The sequence below is a fragment of the Alteromonas macleodii genome, from assembly GCF_903772925.1.
Taxonomy (GTDB): Bacteria; Pseudomonadota; Gammaproteobacteria; order Enterobacterales; family Alteromonadaceae; genus Alteromonas; species Alteromonas macleodii_A.
Map to the genome: position 1 here is coordinate 4,490,848 of NZ_LR812090.1, position 25,809 is coordinate 4,516,656.

General features: G+C 45.0%; 22 protein-coding genes. 14 read left to right on the forward strand and 8 right to left on the reverse strand.

Annotation, left to right across the window (positions count from 1 at the left end):
• The first annotated feature begins 121 nt into the window (after positions 1-121).
• Positions 122-415, forward strand: coding sequence for a high-potential iron-sulfur protein (locus tag PCAR9_RS19225; RefSeq protein ID WP_118491294.1), 294 nt, complete (start codon positions 122-124; stop codon positions 413-415).
• 120 nt (positions 416-535) lie between these two features.
• Here the strand turns inward: PCAR9_RS19225 and PCAR9_RS19230 are convergent, their stop codons facing one another.
• Entirely contained in the window at positions 536-2,158 is a 1,623-nt protein-coding gene (locus PCAR9_RS19230) for an amidase (RefSeq protein ID WP_179984977.1), read from the reverse strand.
• 168 nt (positions 2,159-2,326) lie between these two features.
• Positions 2,327-3,088 carry a substrate-binding periplasmic protein gene (locus tag PCAR9_RS19235; RefSeq protein ID WP_179984978.1) on the reverse strand — a complete coding sequence of 254 codons (762 nt, stop codon included), beginning with the start codon at positions 3,086-3,088 and terminating at the stop codon, positions 2,327-2,329.
• 207 nt (positions 3,089-3,295) lie between these two features.
• Between PCAR9_RS19235 and prmA the strand changes: the two genes are divergently transcribed.
• The 8 genes from prmA to PCAR9_RS19275 all read left to right on the forward strand — a co-directional run bounded on the left by prmA (position 3,296) and on the right by PCAR9_RS19275 (position 11,844).
• Complete coding sequence (gene prmA / locus PCAR9_RS19240) at positions 3,296-4,174, forward strand: 50S ribosomal protein L11 methyltransferase (RefSeq protein ID WP_179984979.1); 879 nt, start codon at positions 3,296-3,298, stop codon at positions 4,172-4,174.
• A 370-nt stretch (positions 4,175-4,544) separates the two neighbouring features.
• Positions 4,545-5,543 (forward strand): tRNA dihydrouridine synthase DusB, encoded by a 999-nt coding sequence (dusB, locus tag PCAR9_RS19245; protein WP_179984980.1) that lies wholly within the window; start codon positions 4,545-4,547, stop codon positions 5,541-5,543.
• Positions 5,544-5,573: 30 nt separating this feature from the next.
• Complete coding sequence (gene fis, locus PCAR9_RS19250; RefSeq protein WP_012520109.1) at positions 5,574-5,867, forward strand: DNA-binding transcriptional regulator Fis; 294 nt, start codon at positions 5,574-5,576, stop codon at positions 5,865-5,867.
• Between the two features lie 82 nt (positions 5,868-5,949).
• Positions 5,950-7,548, forward strand: a complete 1,599-nt coding sequence (purH, locus tag PCAR9_RS19255; protein ID WP_179984981.1) for a bifunctional phosphoribosylaminoimidazolecarboxamide formyltransferase/IMP cyclohydrolase — start codon at positions 5,950-5,952, stop codon at positions 7,546-7,548.
• Between the two features lie 342 nt (positions 7,549-7,890).
• Positions 7,891-8,706, forward strand: coding sequence for a class I SAM-dependent methyltransferase (locus tag PCAR9_RS19260; RefSeq protein ID WP_179984982.1), 816 nt, complete (start codon positions 7,891-7,893; stop codon positions 8,704-8,706).
• Between the two features lie 27 nt (positions 8,707-8,733).
• Positions 8,734-10,023 (forward strand): phosphoribosylamine--glycine ligase, encoded by a 1,290-nt coding sequence (gene purD / locus PCAR9_RS19265; protein ID WP_179984983.1) that lies wholly within the window; start codon positions 8,734-8,736, stop codon positions 10,021-10,023.
• Between the two features lie 208 nt (positions 10,024-10,231).
• Positions 10,232-11,428, forward strand: a complete 1,197-nt coding sequence (locus tag PCAR9_RS19270) for a TonB-dependent receptor (RefSeq protein WP_179984984.1) — start codon at positions 10,232-10,234, stop codon at positions 11,426-11,428.
• Positions 11,428-11,844, forward strand: coding sequence for a hypothetical protein (locus tag PCAR9_RS19275; protein WP_179984985.1), 417 nt, complete (start codon positions 11,428-11,430; stop codon positions 11,842-11,844). Before PCAR9_RS19270 ends, PCAR9_RS19275 begins: the two co-directional genes overlap by 1 nt.
• A 149-nt stretch (positions 11,845-11,993) precedes the next feature.
• Here PCAR9_RS19275 and PCAR9_RS19280 read toward each other — a convergent pair whose 3' ends face one another.
• The gene (locus tag PCAR9_RS19280; RefSeq protein WP_179984986.1) at positions 11,994-12,755 is read right to left on the reverse strand and encodes a sugar-binding protein; all 762 of its coding nucleotides are present in this window, start codon (positions 12,753-12,755) and stop codon (positions 11,994-11,996) included.
• A 330-nt stretch (positions 12,756-13,085) separates the two neighbouring features.
• On the opposite strand from PCAR9_RS19280, the gene PCAR9_RS19285 reads away from it, so the two are divergent.
• The 4 genes from PCAR9_RS19285 to envZ all read left to right on the forward strand — a co-directional run bounded on the left by PCAR9_RS19285 (position 13,086) and on the right by envZ (position 17,526).
• On the forward strand, positions 13,086-13,991 hold the full coding sequence (locus PCAR9_RS19285; RefSeq protein ID WP_179984987.1) for a phosphoribulokinase: 906 nt from the start codon (positions 13,086-13,088) through the stop codon (positions 13,989-13,991).
• Between the two features lie 176 nt (positions 13,992-14,167).
• The gene (locus PCAR9_RS19290; protein WP_179984988.1) at positions 14,168-15,298 is read left to right on the forward strand and encodes a DUF2855 family protein; all 1,131 of its coding nucleotides are present in this window, start codon (positions 14,168-14,170) and stop codon (positions 15,296-15,298) included.
• A 138-nt stretch (positions 15,299-15,436) separates the two neighbouring features.
• A complete protein-coding gene (gene ompR / locus PCAR9_RS19295; RefSeq protein ID WP_118491268.1) occupies positions 15,437-16,159 on the forward strand; it encodes an osmolarity response regulator transcription factor OmpR in 723 nt (240 codons plus the stop codon).
• Between the two features lie 32 nt (positions 16,160-16,191).
• On the forward strand, positions 16,192-17,526 hold the full coding sequence (gene envZ, locus PCAR9_RS19300; protein WP_179984989.1) for a two-component system sensor histidine kinase EnvZ: 1,335 nt from the start codon (positions 16,192-16,194) through the stop codon (positions 17,524-17,526).
• An 81-nt stretch (positions 17,527-17,607) separates the two neighbouring features.
• Here envZ and PCAR9_RS19305 read toward each other — a convergent pair whose 3' ends face one another.
• Together PCAR9_RS19305 and PCAR9_RS19310 are read right to left on the reverse strand one after the other, a co-directional pair.
• Positions 17,608-18,807 (reverse strand): MFS transporter, encoded by a 1,200-nt coding sequence (locus PCAR9_RS19305; RefSeq protein ID WP_179984990.1) that lies wholly within the window; start codon positions 18,805-18,807, stop codon positions 17,608-17,610.
• Between the two features lie 152 nt (positions 18,808-18,959).
• The gene (locus PCAR9_RS19310) at positions 18,960-21,386 is read right to left on the reverse strand and encodes a TIM-barrel domain-containing protein (protein WP_179984991.1); all 2,427 of its coding nucleotides are present in this window, start codon (positions 21,384-21,386) and stop codon (positions 18,960-18,962) included.
• A 330-nt stretch (positions 21,387-21,716) separates the two neighbouring features.
• Here PCAR9_RS19310 and PCAR9_RS19315 point away from each other — a divergent pair, with 330 nt between their 5' ends.
• The gene (locus PCAR9_RS19315; protein ID WP_179984992.1) at positions 21,717-22,205 is read left to right on the forward strand and encodes a hypothetical protein; all 489 of its coding nucleotides are present in this window, start codon (positions 21,717-21,719) and stop codon (positions 22,203-22,205) included.
• Between the two features lie 137 nt (positions 22,206-22,342).
• Here the strand turns inward: PCAR9_RS19315 and PCAR9_RS19320 are convergent, their stop codons facing one another.
• From PCAR9_RS19320 to hslR, 3 genes are all read right to left on the reverse strand, one after another.
• Entirely contained in the window at positions 22,343-23,905 is a 1,563-nt protein-coding gene (locus tag PCAR9_RS19320) for a phosphoenolpyruvate carboxykinase (protein WP_179984993.1), read from the reverse strand.
• A gap of 485 nt (positions 23,906-24,390) precedes the next feature.
• Entirely contained in the window at positions 24,391-25,290 is a 900-nt protein-coding gene (gene hslO, locus PCAR9_RS19325; RefSeq protein ID WP_179984994.1) for an Hsp33 family molecular chaperone HslO, read from the reverse strand.
• A 23-nt stretch (positions 25,291-25,313) separates the two neighbouring features.
• Complete coding sequence (gene hslR, locus PCAR9_RS19330) at positions 25,314-25,718, reverse strand: ribosome-associated heat shock protein Hsp15 (RefSeq protein WP_179984995.1); 405 nt, start codon at positions 25,716-25,718, stop codon at positions 25,314-25,316.
• Positions 25,719-25,809: the final 91 nt, after the last annotated feature.

The window sequence follows — 25,809 nt, forward strand, 5'->3', positions numbered from 1 at the left end:
TTTTTCAAAAAGAGATAGTATTTAAACATTACACAAAACCTGCCTCATTGGGCAGGTTTTTGCGTTTAAGGTACTGAATAAAAAAGAATCATTATCGTTTCTATCTCTTAAGGAGAATGTTATGAAATCTGTAAATCGCCGTGACTTTTTAAAACTGTCTGGCTCTACAGTTATCGGTCTTACATTAGGTGGTGTAGCGTTACGTGCACAAGCTCAAGAACAATTGAGCGCTGATGACCCAACTGCGAAAGCATTAAACTACACACCGTCTTCAACCGTTGAAGGTGCAAAATGTGCAAACTGCATGTACGTGCAGGGTGCCGATGGCGAACAATATCGCCCTTGTAACATTTTCCCTAACAAGCTGGTTAACGCTGATGGCTGGTGTAGCGCTTGGGTTAAAAAGCCAGGCTAAATAATCACTCGCAGCTACATAAATAGCATACGTAAATAGCAAAAGCCCCCTATAATTATCGGGGGCTTTTTAGTTTCAATACTGCTTAACAAACTTCACATTCAAACCACGTGCTTTTATCTAGCGGCTCTCATTTAGTCCATTTTGTATGCCTTTTAAGCTGGGGTCATCAAAACGTGTAGGTAAAAGACCTGGCTTAATGAAAAAACCATGTTTAGCTTCAAAGACTTTACCTATCTTTAGCACATCTTCATCTTTCCACTTAGCACCGATAAAGCTAATGCCTACTGGAAGGCCTTTCACTTCACCCGCCGGTACTGTGAGATGTGGATAGCCCGCAACAGCGGCTAAATAGCCTATACCAATGAAACCAGCCGGCGAATGGTCGCCATACACACCGTCGATTAAAAATGAAGGGCTGTTTGAAGGCGCAACCAATACATCTACGTTGTGTTTTGCTAGCAATGCGTCAATACCGTTTTTGCCCGCTGTATCTTGAATAAGGCGAAGGGCGCTTTGATATGCTTCGCTATCAATAGACGCCGCGTCTAGCGACTTTTCAAAAATATCTTGGTTGAATAACGCTAGCTCTCGCTCGGTTTGGTTGTTAAAAGCAATAAGCTCAGATAAATTTCGTGCAGGGAGCTCTGCTGGTGACCCCGACAAATATTCGTTGATGCTGTGATGGAACTCGCTGAGTAAAACATTGTACGAGTCGGCCCAGAAGGAATCAGGCTGAGAAAAATCACTAATGTCCACCAGCGTAGCTCCCGATGCTCTTAACTGGTTTAGCGCACTTTCGTAGACTTGTAGTACGTGAGGGTTGTCGCCCTGGCGATACCTGACAACACCAATGCGTTTGCCTTTTAAATCTGTTGCCAGCATTTTCGATGAAGGCACGTTAGGTTGATGAGACGCTGTATTTTCAGTAGCACTATCGCTTGCATCTTCCCCAGCCATTACAGCAGTCATTAGCCATGCGTCTTGAACATTTGAGGTCATTGGTCCAGCCGTATCTTGGCTAAAGGAAATAGGTACAATGTGCGTTCTTGAGAGTAAACCAACGGTTGGTTTAAAGCCGACTACACCGTTAATAGATGCTGGGCAGATTATAGAGCCATTGGTTTCAGTACCTACGGCAAGTGATGCTAATCGAAGCGACATTGCTGCGCCCGAGCCAGACGACGAACCGCATGCGCTTCTTGATAATATGTGAGGGTTTCGAGTTAAGCCACCTACTGCGCTCCAACCGCTTATCGATGATTCAGAACGAAAATTCGCCCATTCAGACAAATTTGTTTTACCTAAAATAATCGCGCCCGCTGCTTTTAGCTTCGCAACAATAGGGGCGTCTCGTCCGGTGTCGTTATTGATTAGCGCCATAGAACCTGCAGTTGTGGGCATTTCTGCGCTTTCAATATTGTCCTTTAGCAATACTGGAATACCGGCTAACGGGCCTAATTCAGCTCCACTGGCAAATTGTTTATCGATTGATTTAGCTTCAGCTAAGGCATTGGGGTTTAGCGCTAAGACACTATTTGTCTTTTTATCCAACTCACCAATACGAGCTAAATACCCGCTCACAAGCTCTGCCGATGTAATATCGCCTTGAGCAATAGCTTGAGCCTGCAGGTATGCTGGCTCATCTAGCCACCTTTCACTATCGCTATCTTCATAGTGCGATTGCGACACGCAGGCGGTACACAGCAAGGTTACAGCCAGTAAATACCACTGTTTCAACATAGAGCTTTCCTTAACGCATTGTTTTTGTGAGAACGTTCTTATGCCATGACCTCTGTACCATCGGGCCTTATCTACGATTAGGTAAAAAGTGACGGACATAAAAGTATTGCTACGTTTGATATACGTTGAATCAAAAATGGTTCACTGTCTACACGATAAAATACGTATTTACAGTTTGGCGGGCGCCTTTGGCAGTTTGTGAAGCAGATTATCAAGCTGATATTCATCAAGCAGTAATTGATACCGACCATCTGCAACAAAGCGATGAAGGGTTGCATTAAACTCTGCTCTCAGCTTTGGGTTAGGTATAGCCGCGCGATATATTGAGATAGGAAACAACTCATGGAATTCTGTTTCCTCTTTATCATAGGCGCTGTTTTGAGACTTGAAGTAGTTGAAAATGTTTCTATCTAAAACAATCGCGTCCACATGATCGAGCATGAGCATATCGACCTGACGGTCTTGCCTTGCCATTTCCATATACATCGGCTCTAGCGCTAATGCTTGCTTGAACTCTTCACCTAATACCGACTGCGCAGTTTGAAACCCAATGACACGCTTTCCTTTGAGATTACTGACTTCGCTGATAACAAAGTTATTTTGCGTTTTTGTCACAACAACATTTTGATAAATAATGTATGGGTCGGATAGGACAGAATCATCCACATTGTGCGCAGCGCTTTGTGTAAGGCCTATATCCACAGTACTATCTTTTAGAAGCCGAGCAGTACGCCCAAATGGAACATAGATGGGCGAAAGCGTATGCCCCATTTCTGCTAATATGGCTCTTACCAGTTCAATTTCAAAACCGCTGTGTTCTTGTGAAATAACATAGGGAGGCTTATTCCAGCCAACCACTACGTCTAATTCACGGGCTTTAGTAGGCAAAGCAATGGCAACGGCACACAAAAAAGGAATAAGAATACGCATAAAACTCCGGTTAACTTTACAATCGAACCGCACTGATAACTACTATAGGCGCATTATTGATTCATACTAGTGGACAAAAGACTAAGGCACTAAAGCCTCACTGATACAGAAAATGGTGCCTATTGTTAACGCTTTTCGCTTGCTTTCATTTTGTTTAACGCCAAGCAAAGGTACAATAACTCTCAAAGGTCCCAACGAACGATAAATATGGCTTGGCTACAACTTCGAATTAATACTTCTTCTGAATACGCGGAATCAATAGGTGACATGCTAACTGCAAATGGCTCGCAGGCGGTTACCTATGTTGACGCGAAAGACACCCCAATGTACGAACCCAAGCCAGGTGAAGTGTTACTGTGGCCAGACACACAAGTAGTGGGTTTGTTTGAAGCAGATGCGGATATGAAAGGTATTCTGCAGCGCCTAGGTAAGGCGAAGGTGCTTGGTCCAGACTTCAAATACAAGCTAGAGCCGCTTGAAGACAAAGACTGGGAACGTGAATGGATGGATAACTTTCATCCCATGCAGTTTGGCGAGCGCCTTTGGATCTGCCCAAGCTGGCGTGATGTTCCAGACCCTGATGCCGTTAACGTGATGCTTGACCCGGGCCTTGCTTTTGGTACAGGCACGCACCCTACTACTGCACTTTGCCTACGTTGGTTAGACGGCATAGATATGACAGATAAAACTGTGGTCGATTTTGGCTGTGGTTCAGGTATCTTAGCCCTTGCTGCATTAAAGCTAGGCGCGAAGCGTGTTATAGGTATTGATATTGACCCGCAAGCCCTTCAAGCGACAAAAGAAAATGCGCGCCGCAATGGTGTTGAAGACCGCCTAGATGTGTATTTACCCGAAGACCAACCCGAACTAGAAGCCGATGTGGTTATGGCAAATATACTGTCAGGCCCATTACTAGAACTTCAAAGCGTCATTACTAACTATTGCAAAAAAGACGGCTTATTAGTGCTTTCTGGCATACTAGCGGAACAAGTTACTCGAATTGAAGACGCTTATGCTAGCGATATTACGCTTGAGCCCAGCGCCATTGACGGAGAATGGGCGCGAGTGTCGGGCAAAAAACACTAAGCGCGATTGAAAAAACGACTAGACGGTTAATTAAACGTCTAGTCAAATTAGAACCTTTACGGTAAACCACCTCAATATTGCGACGAAAATTCATACAATAAAAATCGTCCGCGTCTAATTATTTGTTAATTTTTTTCACATTACAGCCCTTTCAAATCGGGGGCTGTAAGACTTTCGTACAATATTTAGTCTAAAAATCGGCGTTAGCTTACTAATGTGACAGATTTTTTTCACTGTCAAGACCACGAAGTGAAATTTTGTGTGATTTTTAGCCTTTTCAAGCCTTGCGAAAACACGTACACTTAGCGCCCCGTTTTAGCCGGGTGTATATTTTCTGTGCAGTTTTAGATGGCGAGCTATACATTTTACAATGCGAATTGGACCTTACGAGTTAGAAAACAATTTGATGTTGGCCCCCATGGCTGGCGTAACAGACAGACCGTTTCGCCAACTTTGTAAGCGCCTTGGTGCAGGGCTTGTTGTTTCAGAAATGCTTTCGAGTAATCCGAAGGTGTGGAACACAGCTAAATCACAAGCGCGTATGAATCATGAGGGTGAAGAAGGCATTCGCTCTGTACAGATAGCTGGGGCTGACCCTGAGCTTATGGCTCAAGCGGCACAATTTAATGTAGATAACGGTGCGCAAATCATCGACATCAACATGGGTTGTCCTGCTAAAAAGGTCAATAAGAAGCTAGCAGGTTCTGCGCTTCTTCAATACCCAGACACAGTGGAAGCGATTATTAAAGCAGTAGTTAATGCTGTAGATGTACCCGTGACACTGAAAATTCGTACCGGCTGGAACCCAGAAAATCGCAATGGGGTAGACATTGCCCGCATTGCAGAGCAAAACGGCATACAGTCGCTTGCTGTTCATGGCAGAACGCGAGCTTGTATGTATAAAGGAGAAGCTGAATACAGCACCATACGTCAAATAAAGGCGGCAATTTCAATTCCGGTTATTGCAAATGGTGACATTACTTCTCCAGAGAAAGCACAAGAGGTGCTGAATTACACCGGTGCAGATGGCGTAATGATAGGTCGCGGCGCGCAAGGTAAGCCTTGGATATTTAAACAAATCCAACATTATCTTGAAACGGGCGAGAACCTAGCACCACCGCCGCTGTCAGAGCAATATGAGATTTTGCACGAGCATGTAGCTAATGTGCAGGACTTTTATGGCGACATAGCCGGTGTAAGAATTGCCCGTAAGCACGTGGGCTGGTATCTCGCGGAGCACGATACGGATCGTCAGTTTCGTAAAACGTTTAACGCTATCGATGACGCGAATGAGCAACTCGATGCACTAAATGCATATTTTCAAGCGCTGCAGACACGAGAGACCCGACAGATCTCTCCCGCAGCATAGTGATGACTAACTTAAGAGCAACACAGTATTATGTTCGATCAAAACGTGACTTCACCTTTTACTACTACAGTAACTACGCCTTCACAAACGCAAGCTCAAAAGCCACTGCGTGACTCTGTAAAGCAAGCGGTTAACAAGTACCTTAAGCAATTGGATAACGCAAACATCGATAACCTGTACGAAATGGTACTGGCTGAAGTTGAAGCGCCGCTGCTAGAAGAAGTCATGACTTACACACGCGGCAATCAAACCCGCGCTGCCATCATGATGGGTATCAACCGTGGCACACTTCGCAAGAAGCTTAAGCAATACGGCATGAACTAAGATTCCAAGGGCTTTGCCCACCAAAGAGCACCAAACGGTGCTCTTTTTGTTTCAACACTACAACATTAGAAACTTAAAATTTATGCAAACACCAAAACCTATTAAACGTGCTCTCCTTAGTGTCTCTGATAAAACCGGTATCCTCGATTTCGCGACAGCGCTGCATAACGCTGGCGTAGAACTTCTGTCGACGGGCGGTACCGCGAAACTACTTGCTGATGCTGGCTTACCTGTGAAAGAAGTCTCTGATCACACAGGTCACCCAGAAATCATGGCTGGTCGTGTAAAAACTCTTCACCCTAAAATTCATGGCGGTATCCTTGGTCGTCGCGGTACCGATGAAGCGGTGATGGAAGAACACAACATTGCGCCTATCGATCTTGTGGTTGTGAACCTTTACCCATTTGCTGCAACAGTGGCAAACGAAGATTGCACGCTAGAAGATGCAATTGAAAATATTGATATCGGTGGCCCAACGATGGTGCGCGCTGCTGCAAAAAACCATAAAGATGTGACTATTGTGGTTAATGCGTCTGACTACGCGCGCGTACTTGCTGAAATGAACGACAATAACGGCTCTTTGTCTTACAGCACACGCTTCGATCTAGCCATCAAAGCATTTGAACATACAGCAGAATACGACGGCATGATTGCGAACTATTTCGGTGCCCGTTTAGATAGTGCTGCATGCGAAACAGGTTGTTGTGAAGATAGCAGCGCATTCCCGCGTACTTACAACATGCAGCTTACTAAGAAGCAAGACCTTCGCTATGGCGAAAATAGCCATCAAGAAGCGGCCTTCTATGTAGAAAACGATATTCAAGAAGCGTCTGTGGCTACCGCTACTCAGCTTCAAGGTAAAGAGCTATCGTTTAACAACATTGCTGATACCGATGCTGCGCTAGAGTGCGTGAAAGAATTCGAAGAGCCAGCATGTGTAATCGTTAAGCACGCTAACCCGTGTGGTGTTGCTATTGGCGATGATATTTTAAGTGCCTACGATCGTGCGTTCAAAACTGACCCAACGTCAGCATTCGGTGGCATTATCGCGTTTAACCGCGAGCTTGATGCAAAAACGGCACAAGCCATTGTTGACCGTCAATTCGTAGAAGTCATTATTGCACCAACGGTAAGCGATGAAGCGAAAGAAGTAGTAAGCGCGAAGAAAAATGTGCGCCTTCTAGCGTGTGGCGACTGGGCTGGTCAGCTAACAGAAGGTTATGACTTTAAACGCGTAAACGGCGGTTTATTAGTACAAGAGCGCGACTTCGGCATGGTTGAAATGGAAGACCTTGAAGTAGTGACTAAGCGTAAGCCTAGCGAAGAAGAACTGCGCGACCTTATGTTCTGCTGGAAGGTAGCAAAATACGTGAAGTCTAACGCGATTGTTTACTGCAAAGACGGTATGACAGTCGGTGTTGGCGCAGGTCAAATGAGTCGCGTTTATTCTGCAAAAATTGCCGGCATTAAAGCAGCTGATGAGAACCTTGAAGTGGCTGGTTCTGTTATGGCGTCTGACGCTTTCTTCCCATTCCGTGACGGCATTGATGCAGCAGCGGAAGCTGGCATTAAGGCAGTAATTCAGCCTGGCGGTTCTATGCGCGACCAAGAAGTGATTGATGCCGCTGACGAACACGGCATTGCTATGGTGTTTACGGGCATGCGTCACTTCCGTCACTAATAGGTATCTACGCTATATCTTTTAGTGCAGGCTTAGTGAGGGAAACCAACACCTAAGTTAAACACGCAGTAAAGTGGCACTTTGTTACTTTACTGTGTGTTTGTTATTTTTCCTTAACCCTTTTTAATACGCAGACTTGTGGTCATTTGCTTGGTTGTAGTGACATCTTATCGAAGCGACAAAGTTGCGAATTATTCTGCTAAGGCGTAAGTGCAAATGGGGGTTAGCTGATAGGCTTGATCTGACCTGTGGTAATTTGTAGTAATAGTGTTACTAATAAATGTTATGTTTTACTAGTCCGCATAGACAATTACCTACCCTCGACAGAAAAAGGAAATAAGAATGAAAAAGTTAGCCCAATATGTGTTAGCCGCAACACTTGGTGTAACAGCAACCTACGCCAGTGCCGATGCTATTTCTGACGCCGCGATGAGCGATATCCGCTCTGCTAGTGCCAAAGTGCGCGACGAGTATCGCAACCCTCAGCAAACACTACGCTTTTTTGGCCTACAGCCAGACATGACCGTCGTTGAAATTTCGCCAGGTGGCGGCTGGTATGCCGACATTCTTTATTCTGTTGTAAAAGATGACGGAAAATACGTTGCCGCCCACTTTTATGTGGACGATGAAACCAGCGGCTACTACAAAAAGTCGGTGGAAGGCTTTAAAGAAAAGATGAAGCCGGGCATGAAGTATGAAGGTGCTGAACTTACTGCATTCGACCCTATGAAAGCGCTAGATATTAGCGAAGCGGGTAGCGCTGATATGGTGCTGACCTTTCGCAACGTACACAACTGGTATATGCGTCACGGTGACGAGGGTATCGACAATGCATTCGGCGCGTTCTTTAAAGCGCTTAAGCCAGGTGGCGTACTGGGCGTAGTGGAACATGAGCTACCTGAAAGTGCAGATGATGAAGCGATGAAGAAAAGTGGCTACATGAAGCGTTCTTACGTTGTAGCTGCCGCAGAAAAAGCAGGTTTTGTACTTGAAGCAAGTAGCGATGTAAACGCAAACCCAATGGATACTGCAGACCACCCGAAAGGTGTATGGACGCTACCTCCTCGCTTGGCGTTAGACGACCAAGATCGTGAAAAGTACATGGCGATTGGCGAGAGCAATCGCATGACGCTAAAATTCACCAAACCAAAATCATAATATTAAACACTCAAAACGGAACAGTTAATGAACGTACTTGTAATTGGCGGCGGTGGCCGCGAACACGCGCTAGCGTTTAAAGCAGCGCAGTCTTCTGATGTTTCAACAGTATTTGTAGCACCTGGTAATGCGGGTACCGCTACAGAGCCTAAGCTTGAGAACGTAGCTATTGATGTTAACGACATCGCAGGCTTAGTTTCTTTTGCTCAAGGTAACGATGTTGAGCTTACTATTGTAGGCCCAGAAGCGCCGCTAGTTGCAGGTGTGGTAGATGCGTTCACTAACGCGGGTTTAATGATATTTGGTCCTACTCAAGCTGCAGCGCAGCTTGAGGGCTCAAAAGCTTTTACCAAAGATTTTTTAGCTCGCCACAATATTCCTACGGCTGAGTATCAAAACTTCACCGAAATTGACCCGGCTATTGCCTATGTCCGCGAAAAAGGCGCGCCTATCGTAGTAAAAGCTGACGGTCTAGCTGCCGGTAAAGGTGTTATCGTTGCGATGACCCTTGAAGAAGCTGAAGATGCTATTCGCGATATGCTAGCGGGCAATGCCTTTGGCGAAGCTGGCAGCCGCGTAGTTATTGAAGAGTTTCTAGACGGTGAAGAAGCGTCGTTTATTGTGATGGTAGACGGTAAGAACGTACTTCCTTTTGCCACCAGCCAAGACCATAAACGTGCGGCTGACGGTGATAAAGGGCCAAACACAGGTGGTATGGGTGCTTATTCTCCTGCTCCGGTTGTTACGCAAGACATTCACGACCGCATTATGCAGGAAGTGATCATGCCGACGGTTGATGGCATGGCCGCTGAAGGTAACGACTATGTTGGCTTTTTATATGCGGGCCTAATGATTATGCCCGACGGTACACCAAAGGTAATCGAGTACAACTGCCGCTTTGGCGATCCGGAAACCCAGCCAATCATGCTGCGCTTAAAGTCTGACTTGGTTCCACTTTGCCAAGCAGCGTGTAAAGGCGAGCTTGCGGGCAAAACCATTGAGTTTGATGAGCGCGCGTCGGTAGGTGTTGTGCTAGCTGCAGGCGGCTACCCAGGCAGCTACGACAAGGGTGACGTGATTACCGGTTTCGAAGAAGCCGCTAAACTTGAAGGAAAGGTTTTCCACGCTGGTACTGCTCTTCAAGACGGTGACGTTGTTACCGCAGGTGGTCGTGTGCTCTGTGCTACTGCTTTGGGAAACAATGTTACCGAAGCTCAGCAAAAAGCGTACGAATTGCTTAAGACCATTCAGTTTAAAGATGTGTACTATCGTACTGATATTGCACACCGTGCAATTGCGCGCGAAGCTGAGGCTTAATAAGCGACGCACATAACACAAACATTAAAGACGCGGCGTAAGCCGCGTTTTTTATATCGCCTATTTTTTTGACTCTCTTACCTAACGCTCACGCCAGACTCTCACTTAACGCTCACATAACTATCACTTAACGGGTCAAAAAGACGCAACTTTTTACTTTGACCGTCTATACTTGAACGAAATCAAAGTACAAAAGAATTCATGGTGAATGAAAACCCTTTACATAATGGCAATATGCCTAGCATGCTTTACCTGTGCGGCAGAGAGTAGCGAAACACTTTCTGACTCAATAGGTATTAGTGGCTTTGCTAGGGTTGTTGGAGGACAGCTAGACACGAGCGAAGCTGAATTCCAAGGCTATTCAAATGATTTTAGCTTTTCTGAACAGTCCTTATTCGCGTTACAAGCGGACTTAAGCATTAGTGAAAAACTTAAACTGTCCGCCCAATTACTTGGGCATTCTAATGACGATAGAGATTCAGGTCTTGAATGGCTTTATCTAACGTATAACGCAAACTCCAATTGGAGCTTTAAGTTAGGCAAATTGAGAACCCCATTTTTTCGCTATAGCGACGTACTTGACGTGGGTTTTGCTTACCCCTGGATTACGCCTCCCGAACAGGTTTACGGCGGTTTCTTATTTTCAAACTATGAGGGACTTAGCGCAACGTATCGCATTCACTTCAATAAATTAAATGTAGAAATTGAAGCTTATTACGGAACTTATGATGGTACTTTTGACCGTGCAGGTGAAGAAACAGCCATTGAAGTAAACGATATTCGGGGTCTTATATTAGGCATATCAAAGGGTGGCTTTCGCGCGCGGGCTTCAGCCATAGTGTCGTCTGACTTCTTCGCAGACATCCCTGGCTTTCAAGACTTTGCTACACTCTTGGAGCTTGCGGGGTACACAGAAAACGCAGACGTTTTCCGATTTGACTCGGACGCGGTTGCGTATCAAGCAAGCCTTCAATACGACTCTCTCGATTATTTTGTTTACTCTGAAGTTATTAAAATTGAATCAGATTTAATCAGTGTTCCCGAAGTTAATGCATACTACCTGACTCTTGGATATCACTTTGATGAGTTTCAAATATTTACTACTATTGCTTCTGCAAATAGCAGCAATGATGTTCCAACAAATCAAATTCCGAAGGGACAATCACCACAACTCACTTCATTGTCTTTTGCCTATGACGCAATAGTCGATAGTCTTCCGCGCTATGACCTTGATTCACTTTCAGTAGGGCTTCGCTGGGACTTTAGACACAACATGTCTGCCAAAGCTGAGGTAACTTGGTTAAGTGGTGAGGAGGGGCAGAACTCATTTTACTCAGAAATTAAAAACCCGGCTTTTGATAGAAATGCGGTACTCACCCAATTTGCACTAGAGTGGGTGTTTTAATGAAAATTCACTCGCTATTGTTTGCCATTCTCTTTGCCATGTTTGCTTCATTCGCAAGGTGCGAAGAAGTCATCATTGTTGCTAACTTGGAAGCACAAGACGCTCCAACTGAAAAATGGCAAATTCGAGACATCTTTATGGGAAATTCTTCTGACTGGGATATAGAGCCTGTTGGATTGCGACCACCCAATACCGCTAGGACAATATTCAATACTAAGTTTATTGCGCTTACAGAGTCCCGCATTCAGGGGTATTGGGCGCAAATGCGCTTTAGTGGAAGAAAAACCCCACCAAAAGAGTTTCGTTCTCAAGAAGAAGCGATGGAATATGTACTAAACAATAAAAACTCGATGACGTATGTTTTATCGACCACCGAAGTCCCCCAAGGCCTTGTTATTTTGTTTAAAGAACAGTAGCCACCTTCGGCTTTGGCTCTCGGTAGTTCGATAATTGAATATGTGAGCATCCACAGCCAGTGGTTCGGCTTTATCTTATAGCAATGCACTGGCCGGAGGGAGCGCGCAAACTCCTTTTTAAGACCCAAAAGCCTTGATTAACGTCTTCACTACTTCGCTAAAGTCACTTTCCCAAACACAGACGCATCCTTAAACCCTAGGTTTTTATCGCCATTTACGGGGGTAATCTCATGAGAGCCTAAAAAGTGTTCTCTGTCACCGCCATCGGCATCACAGTAGGCCAGCATAAAGCCCAGAGCCATATCTTCTTTTAAGGTTAATGGTGAGTTGTCTTTTCCATGCTGATAACTATCGTCAAATACACGCACAGCCGCTTCCCAATAAATCTTATGGGGCGCCGATATATCTCGCTGCCATTTGTTTTCAACATGGTTGTTATACAGCTGCGGCACAGCTTCACCCGCTTCATTCGGACCAATATCAACAACCTGGTTGTCTAGCGCTAGGTGATAAGCGAACGCGTTGTAGTTATTAAAGTGATCGCCACCAGAGGCATCCGCATCAATAAAGATTTCTAGGCAATCATCATCCCAATATCGCTCAAGCGGGTTGGCATAGGTATCAGAGAGGTGGTCGTCTTCTATTTCTGCTAAAAGGTACAACGCCTTTTTATCCCAGCGTAGTTTATATCTACCAGAAAAGTCACTGGGCTCGGGATTGGTGCCCCACATCAGCGAGGTCATTTCGTGCCAATCACCTCCTTTCCATGCAGCATCATTTGCTACGCCATCTATAACGGGTGCATTCGCGGTAAACATAACAGTGTCTGGCTTCGCCTGTGCTGCTGGGACAAGCATAGTGACAAGTAGTGTAGAGGTGAATGCTGATACTAGGGGTTTAGTACTTTTCAATTGAATACGCTCTCAGTTTGCCTTCCTGACGTTTAAACTAACATGTTTTGAGCCCTACTGCGTTTGAAAAGCTGCACAGCAACGCCTCTCCTTGTCAGAAGCATGACATCCATCATTTAGAACACGTAAGAAGGTTACTTGATTTAGATGAAGAAAAAGCGAAATTAATAATGCGTTTGTTGCAGCATCATCATAAGCTCGATCGTTGATTACGCGCAGGCTCCCGCCAAAACACATGACATAAATAGACAGTGCGTGCCTGGTCGCCCCCTTGATTCTTGACGCGCATCAGCTTATAACTAGTACCCGTCATTTCTAAAAAGAATTCCTATGTCTGTCAAACACCCTATTATTGCTATAACAGGTTCTTCTGGCGCGGGTACAACTACCACGACCAATGCTATTCGCCATATTTTCAGGAACTTAAATGTTAATGCTGCAGTAGTTGGTGGTGATAGCTTCCATCGTTTCACTCGCCCAGAAATGGAAGTAGAAATTCGTAAAGCTCAAGAGCAAGGTAGACATATCAGCTATTTTGGTCCTAAAGCCAACGACTTTGAACTGCTGGAAACGCTTTTTAGAGAATATGGTAGTTCGGGTACGGGGCAGTTTAGGCAATACCTTCACACCTTTGATGAAGCCGTTCCTTTTAACCAGATGCCGGGAACCTTCACACCGTGGCAAGATTTACCTCAAAACACCGATTTGCTGTTTTATGAAGGTTTACATGGCGGAGTTAAGACTGAAGAAAATGACGTCGCAAAGCACGTAGACTTGCTGGTTGGCATGGTGCCAATTGTAAACTTAGAATGGATTCAAAAAATTGTGCGCGACACTACTGACCGCGGCCACTCTCGTGAAGCGGTGATGAGCAGTATTGTTCGCGGCCTAGACGATTACTTCCACTATATTACGCCGCAGTTTTCTCGCACCCACGTTAATTTTCAGCGCGTCCCGACCGTTGATACCTCGAACCCGTTCAGCGCCAGAGAAATTCCAACCCAAGATGAAAGCTTTGTTGTAGTTCGCTTCAGACGAGAAATGAAGAATGTCGATTATCCTTACTTGCTTCAAATGATTGACGGTTCATTTATGTCACGTATTAATACGTTAGTTGTGCCGGGCGGTAAAATAGCACTGGCAATGGAGCTTATTCTTACGCCACTGCTTGAAGATATTTTAAATAAGAAGCGACGAGCCGGCCATCAAATGGATTGGCTTAGTACCGGCGAGTAGCTTCAAGCTGTATACACCACTTCTATAGGCATATATTTAAAACATTAAGTCGTAATGGCTATTCCCCTGCGTCAATCTAGGTTTATAACTGCTTAGCTTTTTTTGACTGAGCTTTTTTTAATTAAGCTTTTTAACTGGGTCTTTTAACCCAGTTCTATGACCGTCGGGCACCTATTATGACTACAGTTCAAAGCCAGCAAATTTGGATAGATCAGCAGAACCTTGCCAACACTAAAGTTGTTCACTGCGATATTAACGTAAGCGATTTACAGCAAGACGAAGTATTGCTTGAGACCGATACTTTCGGCTTTTCTGCCAATAACATCACCTACGCGGCATTGGGTTTTAAAATGGGCTACTGGGGCTTTTTTCCACCACAAAGTAATGACGATGGTATTAACTCAAACGGCTTTGGCATAGTACCCGTTTGGGGCTTTGCCACTGTCAAAGCGTCTTGTCATCCTGATATCAAAGAAGGCGAGAAGGTATTTGGTTACCTACCCATGGCGAGCCACTGGGTAATAAAGGCCGGAAAAGTCGCCCCACACGGGTTTTCAGACGTACATGAAATGCGCAAAAGTATCAGCCCAGTTTACGACCAATACCTACGCTGTGCGGCGGACCCTGGCTACGACAAAGACCGTGAAGCATGGCAGCTAAATTTCAGACCCCTTTATATGACCTCGTTTGTGCTTGATGACTATGTTGCTGAGAAAGCAAAGGGTGAAATCTTACTGTTATCTAGCGCTTCAAGTAAAACCGCACTAGGTACAGCGCAACTACTAAAAGATCAAAAATCGGCGCGAAACGCCAGCTATCAAGTGGTTGGGTTAACCTCTCAGTCTAATGTGGATATGGTCAAAGCATCGGGCTGCTACGATGCAGTGTATAGCTATGATGACCTATCTGCGCTTACAAGTGACAGTAGCGATTCGCGCTACTGGCTTCTTGATTTCGCAGCTAACGGCACGCTAATCAATAACCTTAGCGAGCTGCTTGGCAATAGCTTAAGCGAGGTAACCTTAATTGGTGCAACAGATTGGAAAGCCGAAGAGAAGCCAAACCCCAAACTGCTTAATGCAGAGATTTTCTTCGCACCAGCACGCGTAAAACTGCGCCAAGGGGAATGGGGACATGAGGCCTTTTTAGCAAAGTACGCGGGTGCATGGCAGCGCTTCGCCTTAAAAGTCAGCGATCAGTTCTTTGAACAGTCGCACCAGGGCACTAATGCTATAACACAGTTATATCTAAAGACACTTAACGGCTCGGCAAATACCAAAGCCCTTAATGTCGCCACTTTTGATTAGCGTTATATAGCATCATGGGTTATTGCCCGCTTTAGACACTATTTGTAACAAACATGCTCTATCTTTTACGCTTTTGTCGCTTTTGTATTTCACATCTTGTGGTTATAGTGAAACAAACGTAAAACAAAAGGTATGAGTATGGGTCAGGAAACCTCTAAAATTCTCGTTGTCGATGATGACATGCGTCTGCGAAGCCTATTAGAGCGCTACTTGTTAGAACAAGGCTATCAAGTTCGCAGTGCCGCTAATGCAGAGCAAATGGATAGGTTGCTTGAGCGCGAGAATTTTCACCTTATGGTTTTAGATCTTATGCTACCAGGGGAAGATGGTTTATCTATTTGTCGCCGTCTGCGTCAGCAAGAAAACGACATGCCCATTATAATGCTTACCGCAAAGGGCGATGAAGTTGACCGCATTATTGGCCTTGAAATGGGCGCAGATGATTATTTGCCAAAGCCATTTAACCCGCGCGAGCTTTTAGCCCGCGCTAAAGCAGTATTGCGCAGACGCAGCAGCGAAGCGCCGGGCGCGCCGTCTAAAGACGTGCAAATTGTGGAGTTTGGCAATTATAAACTTAATCTCGCCACCCGTGAGATGACAGCGGGCGATACGCCGTTGACTCTGACAAGCGGCGAGTTTGCAGTATTAAAGTCTTTGGTTACTCACCCCCGCGAGCCTTTGTCACGAGACAAATTGATGAACTTAGCGCGAGGCCGAGACTATAGCGCCCTAGAACGCAGTATTGATGTTCAAGTTTCTCGCCTGCGTAGAATGCTTGAAGATGATCCAGCCAACCCGCGCTACATTCAAACCGTATGGGGTTTGGGCTATGTTTTTGTCCCAGATGGCGAGCAAGTTTAACCACCTATGAGCAATACAGCAGACGGTGCGCTATGCGTTTAATTCCCAAAAGTGCATTTGGTCAAACCGTCATGCTCATTGGCGTGTTGTTGCTCATAAATCAAATTGTGTCTTACATCTCGGTCACCTATTACTTTATTCATCCAAGCTACCAGCAAATTAATAGTTTATTGGCCACACAAGTAAAGTCGGTACTGGCTAACGATTTACTGGTAACTAACCAAGAAACACGGGACAACTACTTTCAGCAAACGCAGGTGCAAGTATTTGATGAAAGCGTAGCGAGAAAGAACGGCCTAGAAAGCGCGGTTTATTACAGCTATATATCAACGCAGGTTAGTGAACAGCTTAGGCAGCTTGCCGATGTACGCATTAGCACAACCTCACAAGCAAGCGACGAGAACGCGCCCTACATTGTATGGATATCTCTTAATCGCTACCCAGACACCTGGATTTCTATTCCCATTTCGGGCTTAAACGAAGCGAATATCTCCCCACTGACTATGTATTTAATGGTAATTGGGATATTGAGCGTAGCCGGTGGCTGGTTGTTTGTTAGGCGAATGACGCGGCCTTTATCAGCCTTACAAAAAGCAGCTATTGCCGTGGGTAAAGGTGAGCATCCTGCGCCGCTTCGCGAACAAGGCAGCACGGAAATGATCCAGGTTACTCGCGCTTTTAACCGTATGAATCAGGGCATAAAGCAGCTAGAGAACGACCGTAATATCATGACAGCAGGTATTTCTCACGACTTGCGCACGCCGCTTACCCGTATTCGCCTTGCATCAGAAATGCTGCCAGAAGATCAGGATTGGATAAAAGACGGCATTGTGAACGACATAGAGGACATGAACGCCATCATTGACCAGTTCATTGACTATGCACGTTACGATACCGAAGAAGTAACCCAAGAAACCGATTTAAATACTATTATTGCAGAGCTGGTGCAAGCAAGGCACTTAGATGATAAACATCATATTGAATTAAAGCTTAACGCCATCCCGCCACTATCACTGCGGCGCATTGCAATGAAGCGAGTCATCGACAACCTTATTGAAAATGCGTTTAAATACGGCTCTGATGAAATTGCCATTAGCAGTTTCTATAACCGTCACGAAAAGCGTGTGTACTGCAAAGTGCGTGATTTCGGGCGAGGTATTCCAGAAGAGGAATTAAACAGTGTTTTCATGCCGTTTGCGCAAGGTGATAAAGCGCGTAATTCGTCTGGCTCTGGTCTAGGGCTTGCCATAATTCGAAGAATAGTAGAGGCTCACGACGGCGAAGTGTCGCTTAGAAACCACCCGCAGCAAGGCCTGGTCGCCGAGTTTTACTTGCCCTACCTCGCAGAGCTTCCTAAAAAGAAATAGACCTGCGTTGCCCCGTTAATTTGTAGCGCTATGCATACTGGCTAGAAATGTTTGTTTGCGCAAAGCCAGCTTTTTCCGCCTTTAGCCTTCTCTGACCGCTCGGCCTACGGGATCATTGTGGTACTTTATCTTTCTGCTGTAACCGTAAGATGCTAGCCACAATACACAACCCCCTATTGGGATCACCCAAAATGCCGTAGTAAGAGGGGCAAAGTTAGCCCAAAGCCCGGTAGAAAAAGAAGCAATCTGCACCCCAGTAGAATTGCCGATAATCGCAATGCCAGAAAGCACAGGACCGTTGTCGCTGTCGATATTCATTGCCGCAGACAGAGCAAGCGGGAATAGCCCGCCGAGCCCTAAACCAAGCAATAAATTACCCGCGCCTATGCCATAGAAAGTCGGCATCATTTTAAGTGCAAAAACGCCAGCAAGCGAAGCGGTGGCCATAAGTACTATCATGCGATGGACTGACACAAAACGAAGAAGAAATGGGAAGGTCAGGCGACTTATGACCATACCAGCGGTAAAGCAAGCCAATAGGTTTCTAGACTGTTCGCCAGTAAAGCCTAAACCGTTTTGCGCATAGCTGACAAACCAGTTCGCGTTACCAAACTCTACCGCGCCATAGCCAAACGTGAGCAAAGTTAGAAATATAAAAACAGGCTGTTTGATGATGGTGCCAAATGCCAAGGTTTTCTTAGGCTGTTTTGGTTGACCTTTGAGGACTTTCGCCTGCGACCGCGCAGCAATATAGGTATAGCAGGATAGAATAATCATAACGCCTGCTACTACTTGAATGGGCAATCGCCAGTTTTGTTCAATAAGATATAACAGTGTTACAAAAAACGAGGCGGCAAACGTACCTAGGCTAAACATAAAGTCCATTAAGCCCATCATAGTAAAGCGCTTTTCAACGTACATCCGCGCAATCAATGTGTGTCCTATGGTAAAAATCGTTGAACTCACCACACCGATTAATACGGCTAACACTAGAAACCATTGCCAAGATGATAGTACTGAAACCAAAAGCAGAAGCCCCGTATTTATACTGAATAGGGTAGCTAGCAGGGGCATGTACTCAAATCGGCTGGCGTATTTACCACCAATTACCGCACCTAACATCATGCCCACAGAAAACAGCGAGAACAAAGCACCACTGACGACCTCTGACATATTCAGATCGGCGGCAATATCAGGCAAAAGTATTCCCCATAAAAGAAATAACTTACCAATTAAGAAAAAACCGGAAAAGATAACAATGGTAGCAGGAAGTCGGCTCATTTAGGCTCCACAGTTGATATCAGTTGGATTACAGCGGATGTACTTGTAAGGGCACAATCTAGGTAGTGCCCTTAACTTAGAAAGTGAACCCTTCTTAAACTGCCTAGTAAGACAGCTCAACGGCCTTTCTTATCTCATGAGCCCAACTTACATTATCGCATGATCACAACTTCAACAGACTGCTGATAGTCGCAGTTAAATGCAAGCGAAAGCGTTTTCCCTTTTTCATCCCATGCTACTGGTACGCTATGGCCATCTACTAAAACACGCGAAGGTTTTTGACTAAAGCCGTGCACCACGTAGGTGATGTTGCGCTGCTTCGGCATACCGATATAGCTGCCGTCACTGCTAAGCAAAAGGGTTAACTCAGCGTTATCATCAACTGACGAGCGTAGCTGTAAAATCGTGTACAAACCTTTTTCAACAGACGCTGGGTTCTTACCGTCATCTTCGTAATAGGTGTAAGAAGATGAAGCTACAGAGCTGTCGTGCCAGTAATGTATCTCTAGCTGGCGAGCATTAAACTGCTCGGTACGATCAAGCCCTTTTGCCATGGGCATAAAGCTGCCTGCTTTAACCCATACAGGGAAGTTTTCTTTAGTTAACGGGTAATCTACCGTTTGCCCGCCTTGGTATTTGGTGTTTGAGAAAAAGTCGAACCAAACGCCTTCAGGAAGAGCTGTCGGCCATTGAGTCTGATCAGGGCTGGTAACGGGTGACACCAACAGCGCGTCGCCCCATAAATAGCTGTCAGCGTTTTCAAACCATGAGCTTTCACTATACTCCATGGCCAATGGCCGCATTAGCGGTGTGCCGTTCAGTGCATTTTCAAACGCCAATGAATAATTGTAGGGCAGCATGTCGTAGCGAAGCTGAATAAACTTGCGTGCAATAGACTTCACTGGGTCGGAATGGAAAACAGGCTCTGGGGCAATATTATCCTGTGCATGAGGCCTAAATACCGGCGAAAAAGTACCGAACTGAAGCCATCTTGTATAAAGCTCGGCATCAAAGGTTTCGCCTCCAGCAAACCCACCTAAATCGGAATGGATATACGCCATTCCAAAAACACTCATTTGAAGTGCTAATTCTACCTGAGGTTTAAGTCCGCCCCAGCTTCGACTCACATCGCCTGTCCACGGCACCATTCCGTACCGTTGACTTCCCAAAAATCCTGAACGCATCAGCACAAAGGGGCGCGTATCCGGCTGTAGTGCAGTTAAATTGTTATACACGGTTTTCGCCCACTGGTGGCCATAACCATTATGAACTTCTGCGCCGCTTACTTTTTTCGACTGCCACATGTGCTGTATATCATCAGGGTGTACTTCAGGCTCGCCCAAGTCGCCCCACCAGCCGGCAACACCCTGTGCAGCAAGCTTTTCATAGTATTGCCAAAACCAGTTTTGGCCGGACTCACTGAATACATCAACAAGGCCGGTATTGCCAAAATAGAAATCGAAGGTATACGGGGTGCCATTATCATTTTGTGCTAGAGCATTATTGGCAACAGCGCTTTCCCATTGCTTTGACGTCGTAAGAATAAACGGTTCCGTTATAAGCACGGTTTTCACGTCTTGAGCGCGTAACTCGCTAATCATTTTCTCAGGCTCTGGGAAAGTAGCAGTGTCCCAGCTTAAGTTCCCCATGTGCCCTTTTATGTCTTTACCAAACCAGTAAAGGTCTAGCACCACAGCATCAACAGGAATATCTTGCGTGTTAAATTGGTCGACAACATCCATTACCTGCTGCTGCGACTTATAGCCAAAGCGAGAAGCAAAGTTACCTAATAGCCAGCGTGGAGGAAGCGGCTGTTTTCCCGTAACTGCAACGGTAGACCTTACCGTATCTTCTAAATTTTCACCCAACACCATGATGTAGCTTGCACGGCCGCCTTGCGCCTTAAATAGCAACTCGTCGCTGTTCGTTTTGCCAATATCTAGCTCGCCAGAAGCGGTGTTATCAAATAATACGCTGTAATTTTTTGACGACATCACGGCCGACAAGCCAAAGTACATCTGATTTGAAGAGGTGGTGTAACCATAGTGTGCTTTGTTATATAGCGGCATGCTATGACCACGACGATCCATACCCAATACCCGCTGGCCGCCACCATAGAGTTTTTCGTTTTCATCTAACGCAAACGACAGGCTGACGCCTTTACTGGAAATACTTAGTCCGCCTTGTTCTTTCGCGACGATTTTGCCGTTAACAGAATAGCTGATAGCGTGCGTCGCCTTATCAACATGCGCTGCAATATTGTTGAGCTTTAAGGTTAGGGTTGTCGCAGTTTCAACTAGCTCTACACCATTAACTGTTTTGTTTGTAACATCAGTCAACGCGGGCTCGGGAAGCGCCATAGACGGTAGATTTGCGTAAGGCGTGCCATTATCATCAGTAAGATACGTTACTTGAAAGCCACTATCGTGCAACGCGCTTATCGTGAAGTCATTGGTATCCGTATCAATATTTAGCGTTGCTTTTTCGAGTGTCGCTGTTTGAACTTCGGCTAGTGTATTTACCGAGAAAAATGCCAAACCAGCACATGCAAGTGCTATACGCTGTTTCCTGTCTATCATGCTTAAAACCTTCTTTATGCTTCATAGCGAAGCGCACCTAATTGGCGAACCACATTTAATTAACGATGCGCGCTTAATTAAAGCCTACTTGTGTACGGTGAATGATAGCCAGTGCATTGCTCAACTTAAATAAACATACGTATTCATAATGTTAAATTTGTTAACAACAATTGCGTTATTAATGATTATCTCTTTGGCTCACTTACTGATATAAAAAGATGTATAAACAGGGAGTCTATTAATCATGGGAGAATACTTCGTTATGCCATCAACTGATTATGCGCCGATGCCAACCTTTCCGAATAAGGTTAATCTAGAGCGAAATGAATAATGCGATGGATGTTATTTGGTGTCATTACATCTTTATTTGGGTTTTATTGCTTTGTCAGATTATTTCAGCCTAGCGCATTTATTCATGTTGGAGATAATAACGTCGCTTTAGCGACAGTATTTATTGACTCCAGTTGGGACATCCAACAATCGGGATTTGATCGCGAAGAGTTATTTGAGGTTGTCAGTAAACATAACCTCCCACAAGGTGTTGTGTATTTACATGTCCCAGTTATTTATGATGCTCAAAACAAATTAACTCCCCCACCAAACAACAAACAAAGAGAGATTCGTATTTTTGATACTTCGCTACTTATCGAAACTGCTCCTCTAGATCCATTTGGCGTGCCTTACACCCTAAGGCTTATCTCTATCGATAAACGAAAATACTGGATAAGAGATAGTCATATGGACAGCGAACTTTTTCAGTACAAGGCCGACATCAACTTTACTCCAGTATCCACAAATTGGTTTAACTCAATGCTCTAATATTAAAGGTGCCATTAAAGCAGCTAGTTCTCGAAAGCCTAATAATACCAATCCGCATAAAAAAGCCCGCAACACGGTGCGGGCAAAACATCAATCACGTTGAGTGTGATGAACGTTGGGAAGGGGCGAACCGAGTATTAGTTACCCGGCCCGGCTTTAACGATAGCGTCGCTAACGTCGTATTTTTCAAAGTTCTGTTTAAAGTCGTTAACTAAGTTAGCGGCGTATTCGTTGTACTTCTCTTTGTCAGCCCACGTGTTCTGAGGCACAAGCAAATTGCTGTCTACACCGTCTATTGCCACTGGCACATCTAGGTTTAACGCGTCAATGTGCTGAGTTTCCACATCAGCCAGATTGCCCGATACAATCGCATCAATGATGGCGCGCGTAGTAGGGATATCAAAACGGCTACCTGTGCCGTAAGGGCCCCCTGTCCAACCGGTATTAACCAAGTAAACTTTAGCGCCAAACGCTTTTACACGCTTAATAAGTAGTTCTGCGTAAACACCTGCTGGACGTGGGAAGAAAGGCGCACCAAAACAAGTTGAGAAGGTTGATTCAATATCGCTAGTAGAGCCAATTTCAGTAGAGCCGACTTTCGCTGTGTAACCGCTAAGGAAGTGATATGCCGCAGCTTCTTCACTTAGTACTGAAACAGGAGGCAATACACCACTTACATCACAGGTCAAAAATACGACTGAGCGAGGTTCGCCACCACGGTTCTCAGCAACGCGCTTTTCAATGTGCGAAAGCGGGTAAGCCGCACGTGAGTTTTGGGTTAGCGATGTATCTGTATAATCTGGCGTGCGCGTTTCATCAAGCACTACGTTTTCTAGGATGGTACCAAACTTGATAGCATTCCAAATGACTGGCTCGTTCTTTTGAGATAGGTCGATACATTTAGCGTAGCAACCGCCTTCAATATTAAATACGCTACCTGGTGCCCAGCCGTGCTCGTCGTCACCAATCAAGAAGCGTTTAGGATCGGCTGAAAGCGTAGTTTTGCCTGTGCCTGAAAGGCCAAAGAACAGAGTAACATCGCCTTCTTCACCCACATTGGCAGAACAGTGCATAGGTAGCACATCTTTTGCTGGAAGCAGGAAGTTTTGTACTGAGAACATGGCTTTTTTCATTTCACCTGCGTAACGCATGCCTGCAATCAACACACGCTTTTTAGCGAAGTTGATGATAACCGTACCATCGCTGTTTGTACCGTCGCGCTCTGGATCGCAAGTGAAGCCAGGTACGTTTAAAATTTGCCATGGCTGGTCACCTTTAACATTCCACTGCTCAGGGATGATAAAAAGGTTACGGGCAAAAACGTGCTGCCAAGCTGTTTGCGTTCTTACTTCAAGAGATAAAGCATGTTCAGGGTCAGAGCCCACTTGCAGGTGTGAAAGAAAGTGTTCTTGGGTAGACAGGTAAGCTTCTACTCTATCCCACAGTGCATCGAATTTGTCAGCGTCAAAAGGCTTGTTAACTTTGCCCCAATCGATGTCGTTCTCTGTTGTTGGCTCTTTAACGATAAATCTATCGTTTGGAGAGCGGCCCGTACGTTTGCCGGTTTCAACGACAAGCGCACCGTTTTTGTCTAATACACCTTCGCCGCGCAATACGGCGCGTTCGATAAGCTCTGCATTTGGCAGGTCGATAAGTGGCGTTACTTTCAGTTCCGTTTGAATTGAGGCTGCTGCGGTCATGGCTGTTACCCTATATGTAATTTTTCAAAAGCACTTTCAAAAAAGTATCACCTCTTCAAGTGTAAAGTAAATAAGGGCTTAGACGCATTTATACGGGATATAATCACTATTCAAAATACTGCAATTTCATAAATATTGTAAATTAATTACAATAAAAACGTTTTCCCTAAATATAAATGCAGAAATTATGGGTAGCGAAGCTTATATGATCGATGAATTTCAAAATAAAAAGCGTGTGTTTTTTTTGAAAGCTGAAGTGAAAAATTACAATAAACTCAATAAGACGAGACGATAACAGGTCGTTGAAAACTTAAACACTTACTACTGGGCATTTTTTAGCCACAAGTGAAGTATGTTAATTATTCCTGGATCCATCTAATGCAAAAAAAGCACTCCATTAGAAGTGCTTTTCTCTATAGTAACCGTATTGGGAGTCATGATTCGCTATGTGGCTAACGCCTAAAACCATTCATTGACCCAAATAGCTACTGACTCGAAGCGGATACGTCGAAGTTGCCGCTGTGAATAGCTTCAACGTCTATACTGTCAAAGCGGTATTCTGCATGGCAGTACTGACAGTTCATTTTGATCGCGCCTTCTTCCGCAATAATTGCGTGAAGTTCAGATTTCTCTACATGACGAAGTGCTTCTGCACTGCGCTCTTTCGAGCAAGAACACGCAAACGATACGTCTTTTGCTGGGTACATTTCCACGTCTTCTTGATGATAAAGACGATATAAAATGTCTTCAACTGGCAAAGAGAACATCTCTTCTTTAGTTAGTGTTTCGGTAAGTTTAGAGATATGAGCAAACTCATTGGCCTGCGACACGTCAGTTGCGCTTGCATCGATAGGTAGTACTTGCAATAACACGCCCGACGCTTTCGCGTTTTTAGGGTCGCTCATGTCTGTCATCAGATGAACACTGGTTGCGAGCTGTTCTGACTGTGCAAAGTAACCTTCAATGCATTCAGCAAGAGACGGTTTATCCAAAGCTACTACACCTTGATAACGCTCACCTTCATCTGGTGTAATCGTAATAACCAACACGGCCTGCGACAATAGCTCAGAAAAGGTATCTGGCAGCGTTTCCAGTGTTTCATCCCAGCGCGCCACACCGCGAAGCGTTTGCTCATGTGTGGCATTTAATACCGCGTAACTTACCGGCCCTTTACTTTGAATTTGCAGTGAAATTTCACCCTTAAATTTAAGCGTTGCCGTTAAAAGTGACGTCGCCGCTGCCATTTCACTTAGCAAGGTTTGAATTTGCACTGGGTATTCATAGCTGTGCACTATGTTTTTTAAGCTTTCATCTAAGCGAACTAACTCGCCACGAACGTTAGCTTGAGTAAATAGGAAGCGGTGTAATTTATCGAAATCGCTCATAAATGATCCTGTTGAGCAGCACACTATTGCTGCTTAAATTTAATAATCTGTCGTCGCTGCTTTTTATCAGGTCTATGATCTGGTTTAGGACTGTGAAACGCGCTCATTTTTCGAGCGGCTTGGTTTTCTTCACGTTTTGTTACACTTTCAGCCGTTTCTTCAAAAAGCGCCTGCGCTAAAGGCGCACTTAAACGCTTATCACTTAAGCCTAGCACCTTTATTTCACGAATATCCCATCCCGCGGGAACTTTAATCATGGCACCAAGCTCTACATGCTTACCAGGTTTGGCTCGTTGCCCGTTGTACTGGACCTTTCCCGACTGCACCATGTCTCTAGCGATGGCGCGAGTCTTAAAGAACCTTGCAGCCCATAGCCACTTGTCCAGCCTAACATTTTGTGGTGTATTGTTACTTTCCGATTGGCTCATGTAATAATTTCGTAATGGTGCGGCTTTAGTGTTTGACCCTCACCTTTACTAGGCTATTATGGGTTTGCTAAAGCGCGGTTAACCAAAAATT

Excerpts from the sequence above, each read along its gene's own strand:
- PCAR9_RS19290 (WP_179984988.1), top strand. The coding sequence starts at position 14,168 with ATGACTACAGTTCAAAGCCAGCAAATTTGGATAGATCAGCAGAACCTT.
- PCAR9_RS19275 (WP_179984985.1), top strand. The coding sequence starts at position 11,428 with ATGAAAATTCACTCGCTATTGTTTGCCATTCTCTTTGCCATGTTTGCT.
- envZ (WP_179984989.1), top strand. The coding sequence starts at position 16,192 with ATGCGTTTAATTCCCAAAAGTGCATTTGGTCAAACCGTCATGCTCATT.
- fis (WP_012520109.1), top strand. The coding sequence starts at position 5,574 with ATGTTCGATCAAAACGTGACTTCACCTTTTACTACTACAGTAACTACG.
- hslO (WP_179984994.1), bottom strand. The coding sequence starts at position 25,290 with ATGAGCGATTTCGATAAATTACACCGCTTCCTATTTACTCAAGCTAAC.
- PCAR9_RS19305 (WP_179984990.1), bottom strand. The coding sequence starts at position 18,807 with ATGAGCCGACTTCCTGCTACCATTGTTATCTTTTCCGGTTTTTTCTTA.
- hslR (WP_179984995.1), bottom strand. The coding sequence starts at position 25,718 with ATGAGCCAATCGGAAAGTAACAATACACCACAAAATGTTAGGCTGGAC.
- PCAR9_RS19310 (WP_179984991.1), bottom strand. The coding sequence starts at position 21,386 with ATGATAGACAGGAAACAGCGTATAGCACTTGCATGTGCTGGTTTGGCA.
- PCAR9_RS19285 (WP_179984987.1), top strand. The coding sequence starts at position 13,086 with ATGTCTGTCAAACACCCTATTATTGCTATAACAGGTTCTTCTGGCGCG.
- PCAR9_RS19320 (WP_179984993.1), bottom strand. The coding sequence starts at position 23,905 with ATGACCGCAGCAGCCTCAATTCAAACGGAACTGAAAGTAACGCCACTT.
- PCAR9_RS19230 (WP_179984977.1), bottom strand. The coding sequence starts at position 2,158 with ATGTTGAAACAGTGGTATTTACTGGCTGTAACCTTGCTGTGTACCGCC.
- ompR (WP_118491268.1), top strand. The coding sequence starts at position 15,437 with ATGGGTCAGGAAACCTCTAAAATTCTCGTTGTCGATGATGACATGCGT.
- PCAR9_RS19270 (WP_179984984.1), top strand. The coding sequence starts at position 10,232 with ATGAAAACCCTTTACATAATGGCAATATGCCTAGCATGCTTTACCTGT.
- PCAR9_RS19315 (WP_179984992.1), top strand. The coding sequence starts at position 21,717 with ATGCGATGGATGTTATTTGGTGTCATTACATCTTTATTTGGGTTTTAT.
- PCAR9_RS19235 (WP_179984978.1), bottom strand. The coding sequence starts at position 3,088 with ATGCGTATTCTTATTCCTTTTTTGTGTGCCGTTGCCATTGCTTTGCCT.
- purD (WP_179984983.1), top strand. The coding sequence starts at position 8,734 with ATGAACGTACTTGTAATTGGCGGCGGTGGCCGCGAACACGCGCTAGCG.
- dusB (WP_179984980.1), top strand. The coding sequence starts at position 4,545 with ATGCGAATTGGACCTTACGAGTTAGAAAACAATTTGATGTTGGCCCCC.
- purH (WP_179984981.1), top strand. The coding sequence starts at position 5,950 with ATGCAAACACCAAAACCTATTAAACGTGCTCTCCTTAGTGTCTCTGAT.
- PCAR9_RS19260 (WP_179984982.1), top strand. The coding sequence starts at position 7,891 with ATGAAAAAGTTAGCCCAATATGTGTTAGCCGCAACACTTGGTGTAACA.
- PCAR9_RS19225 (WP_118491294.1), top strand. The coding sequence starts at position 122 with ATGAAATCTGTAAATCGCCGTGACTTTTTAAAACTGTCTGGCTCTACA.
- prmA (WP_179984979.1), top strand. The coding sequence starts at position 3,296 with ATGGCTTGGCTACAACTTCGAATTAATACTTCTTCTGAATACGCGGAA.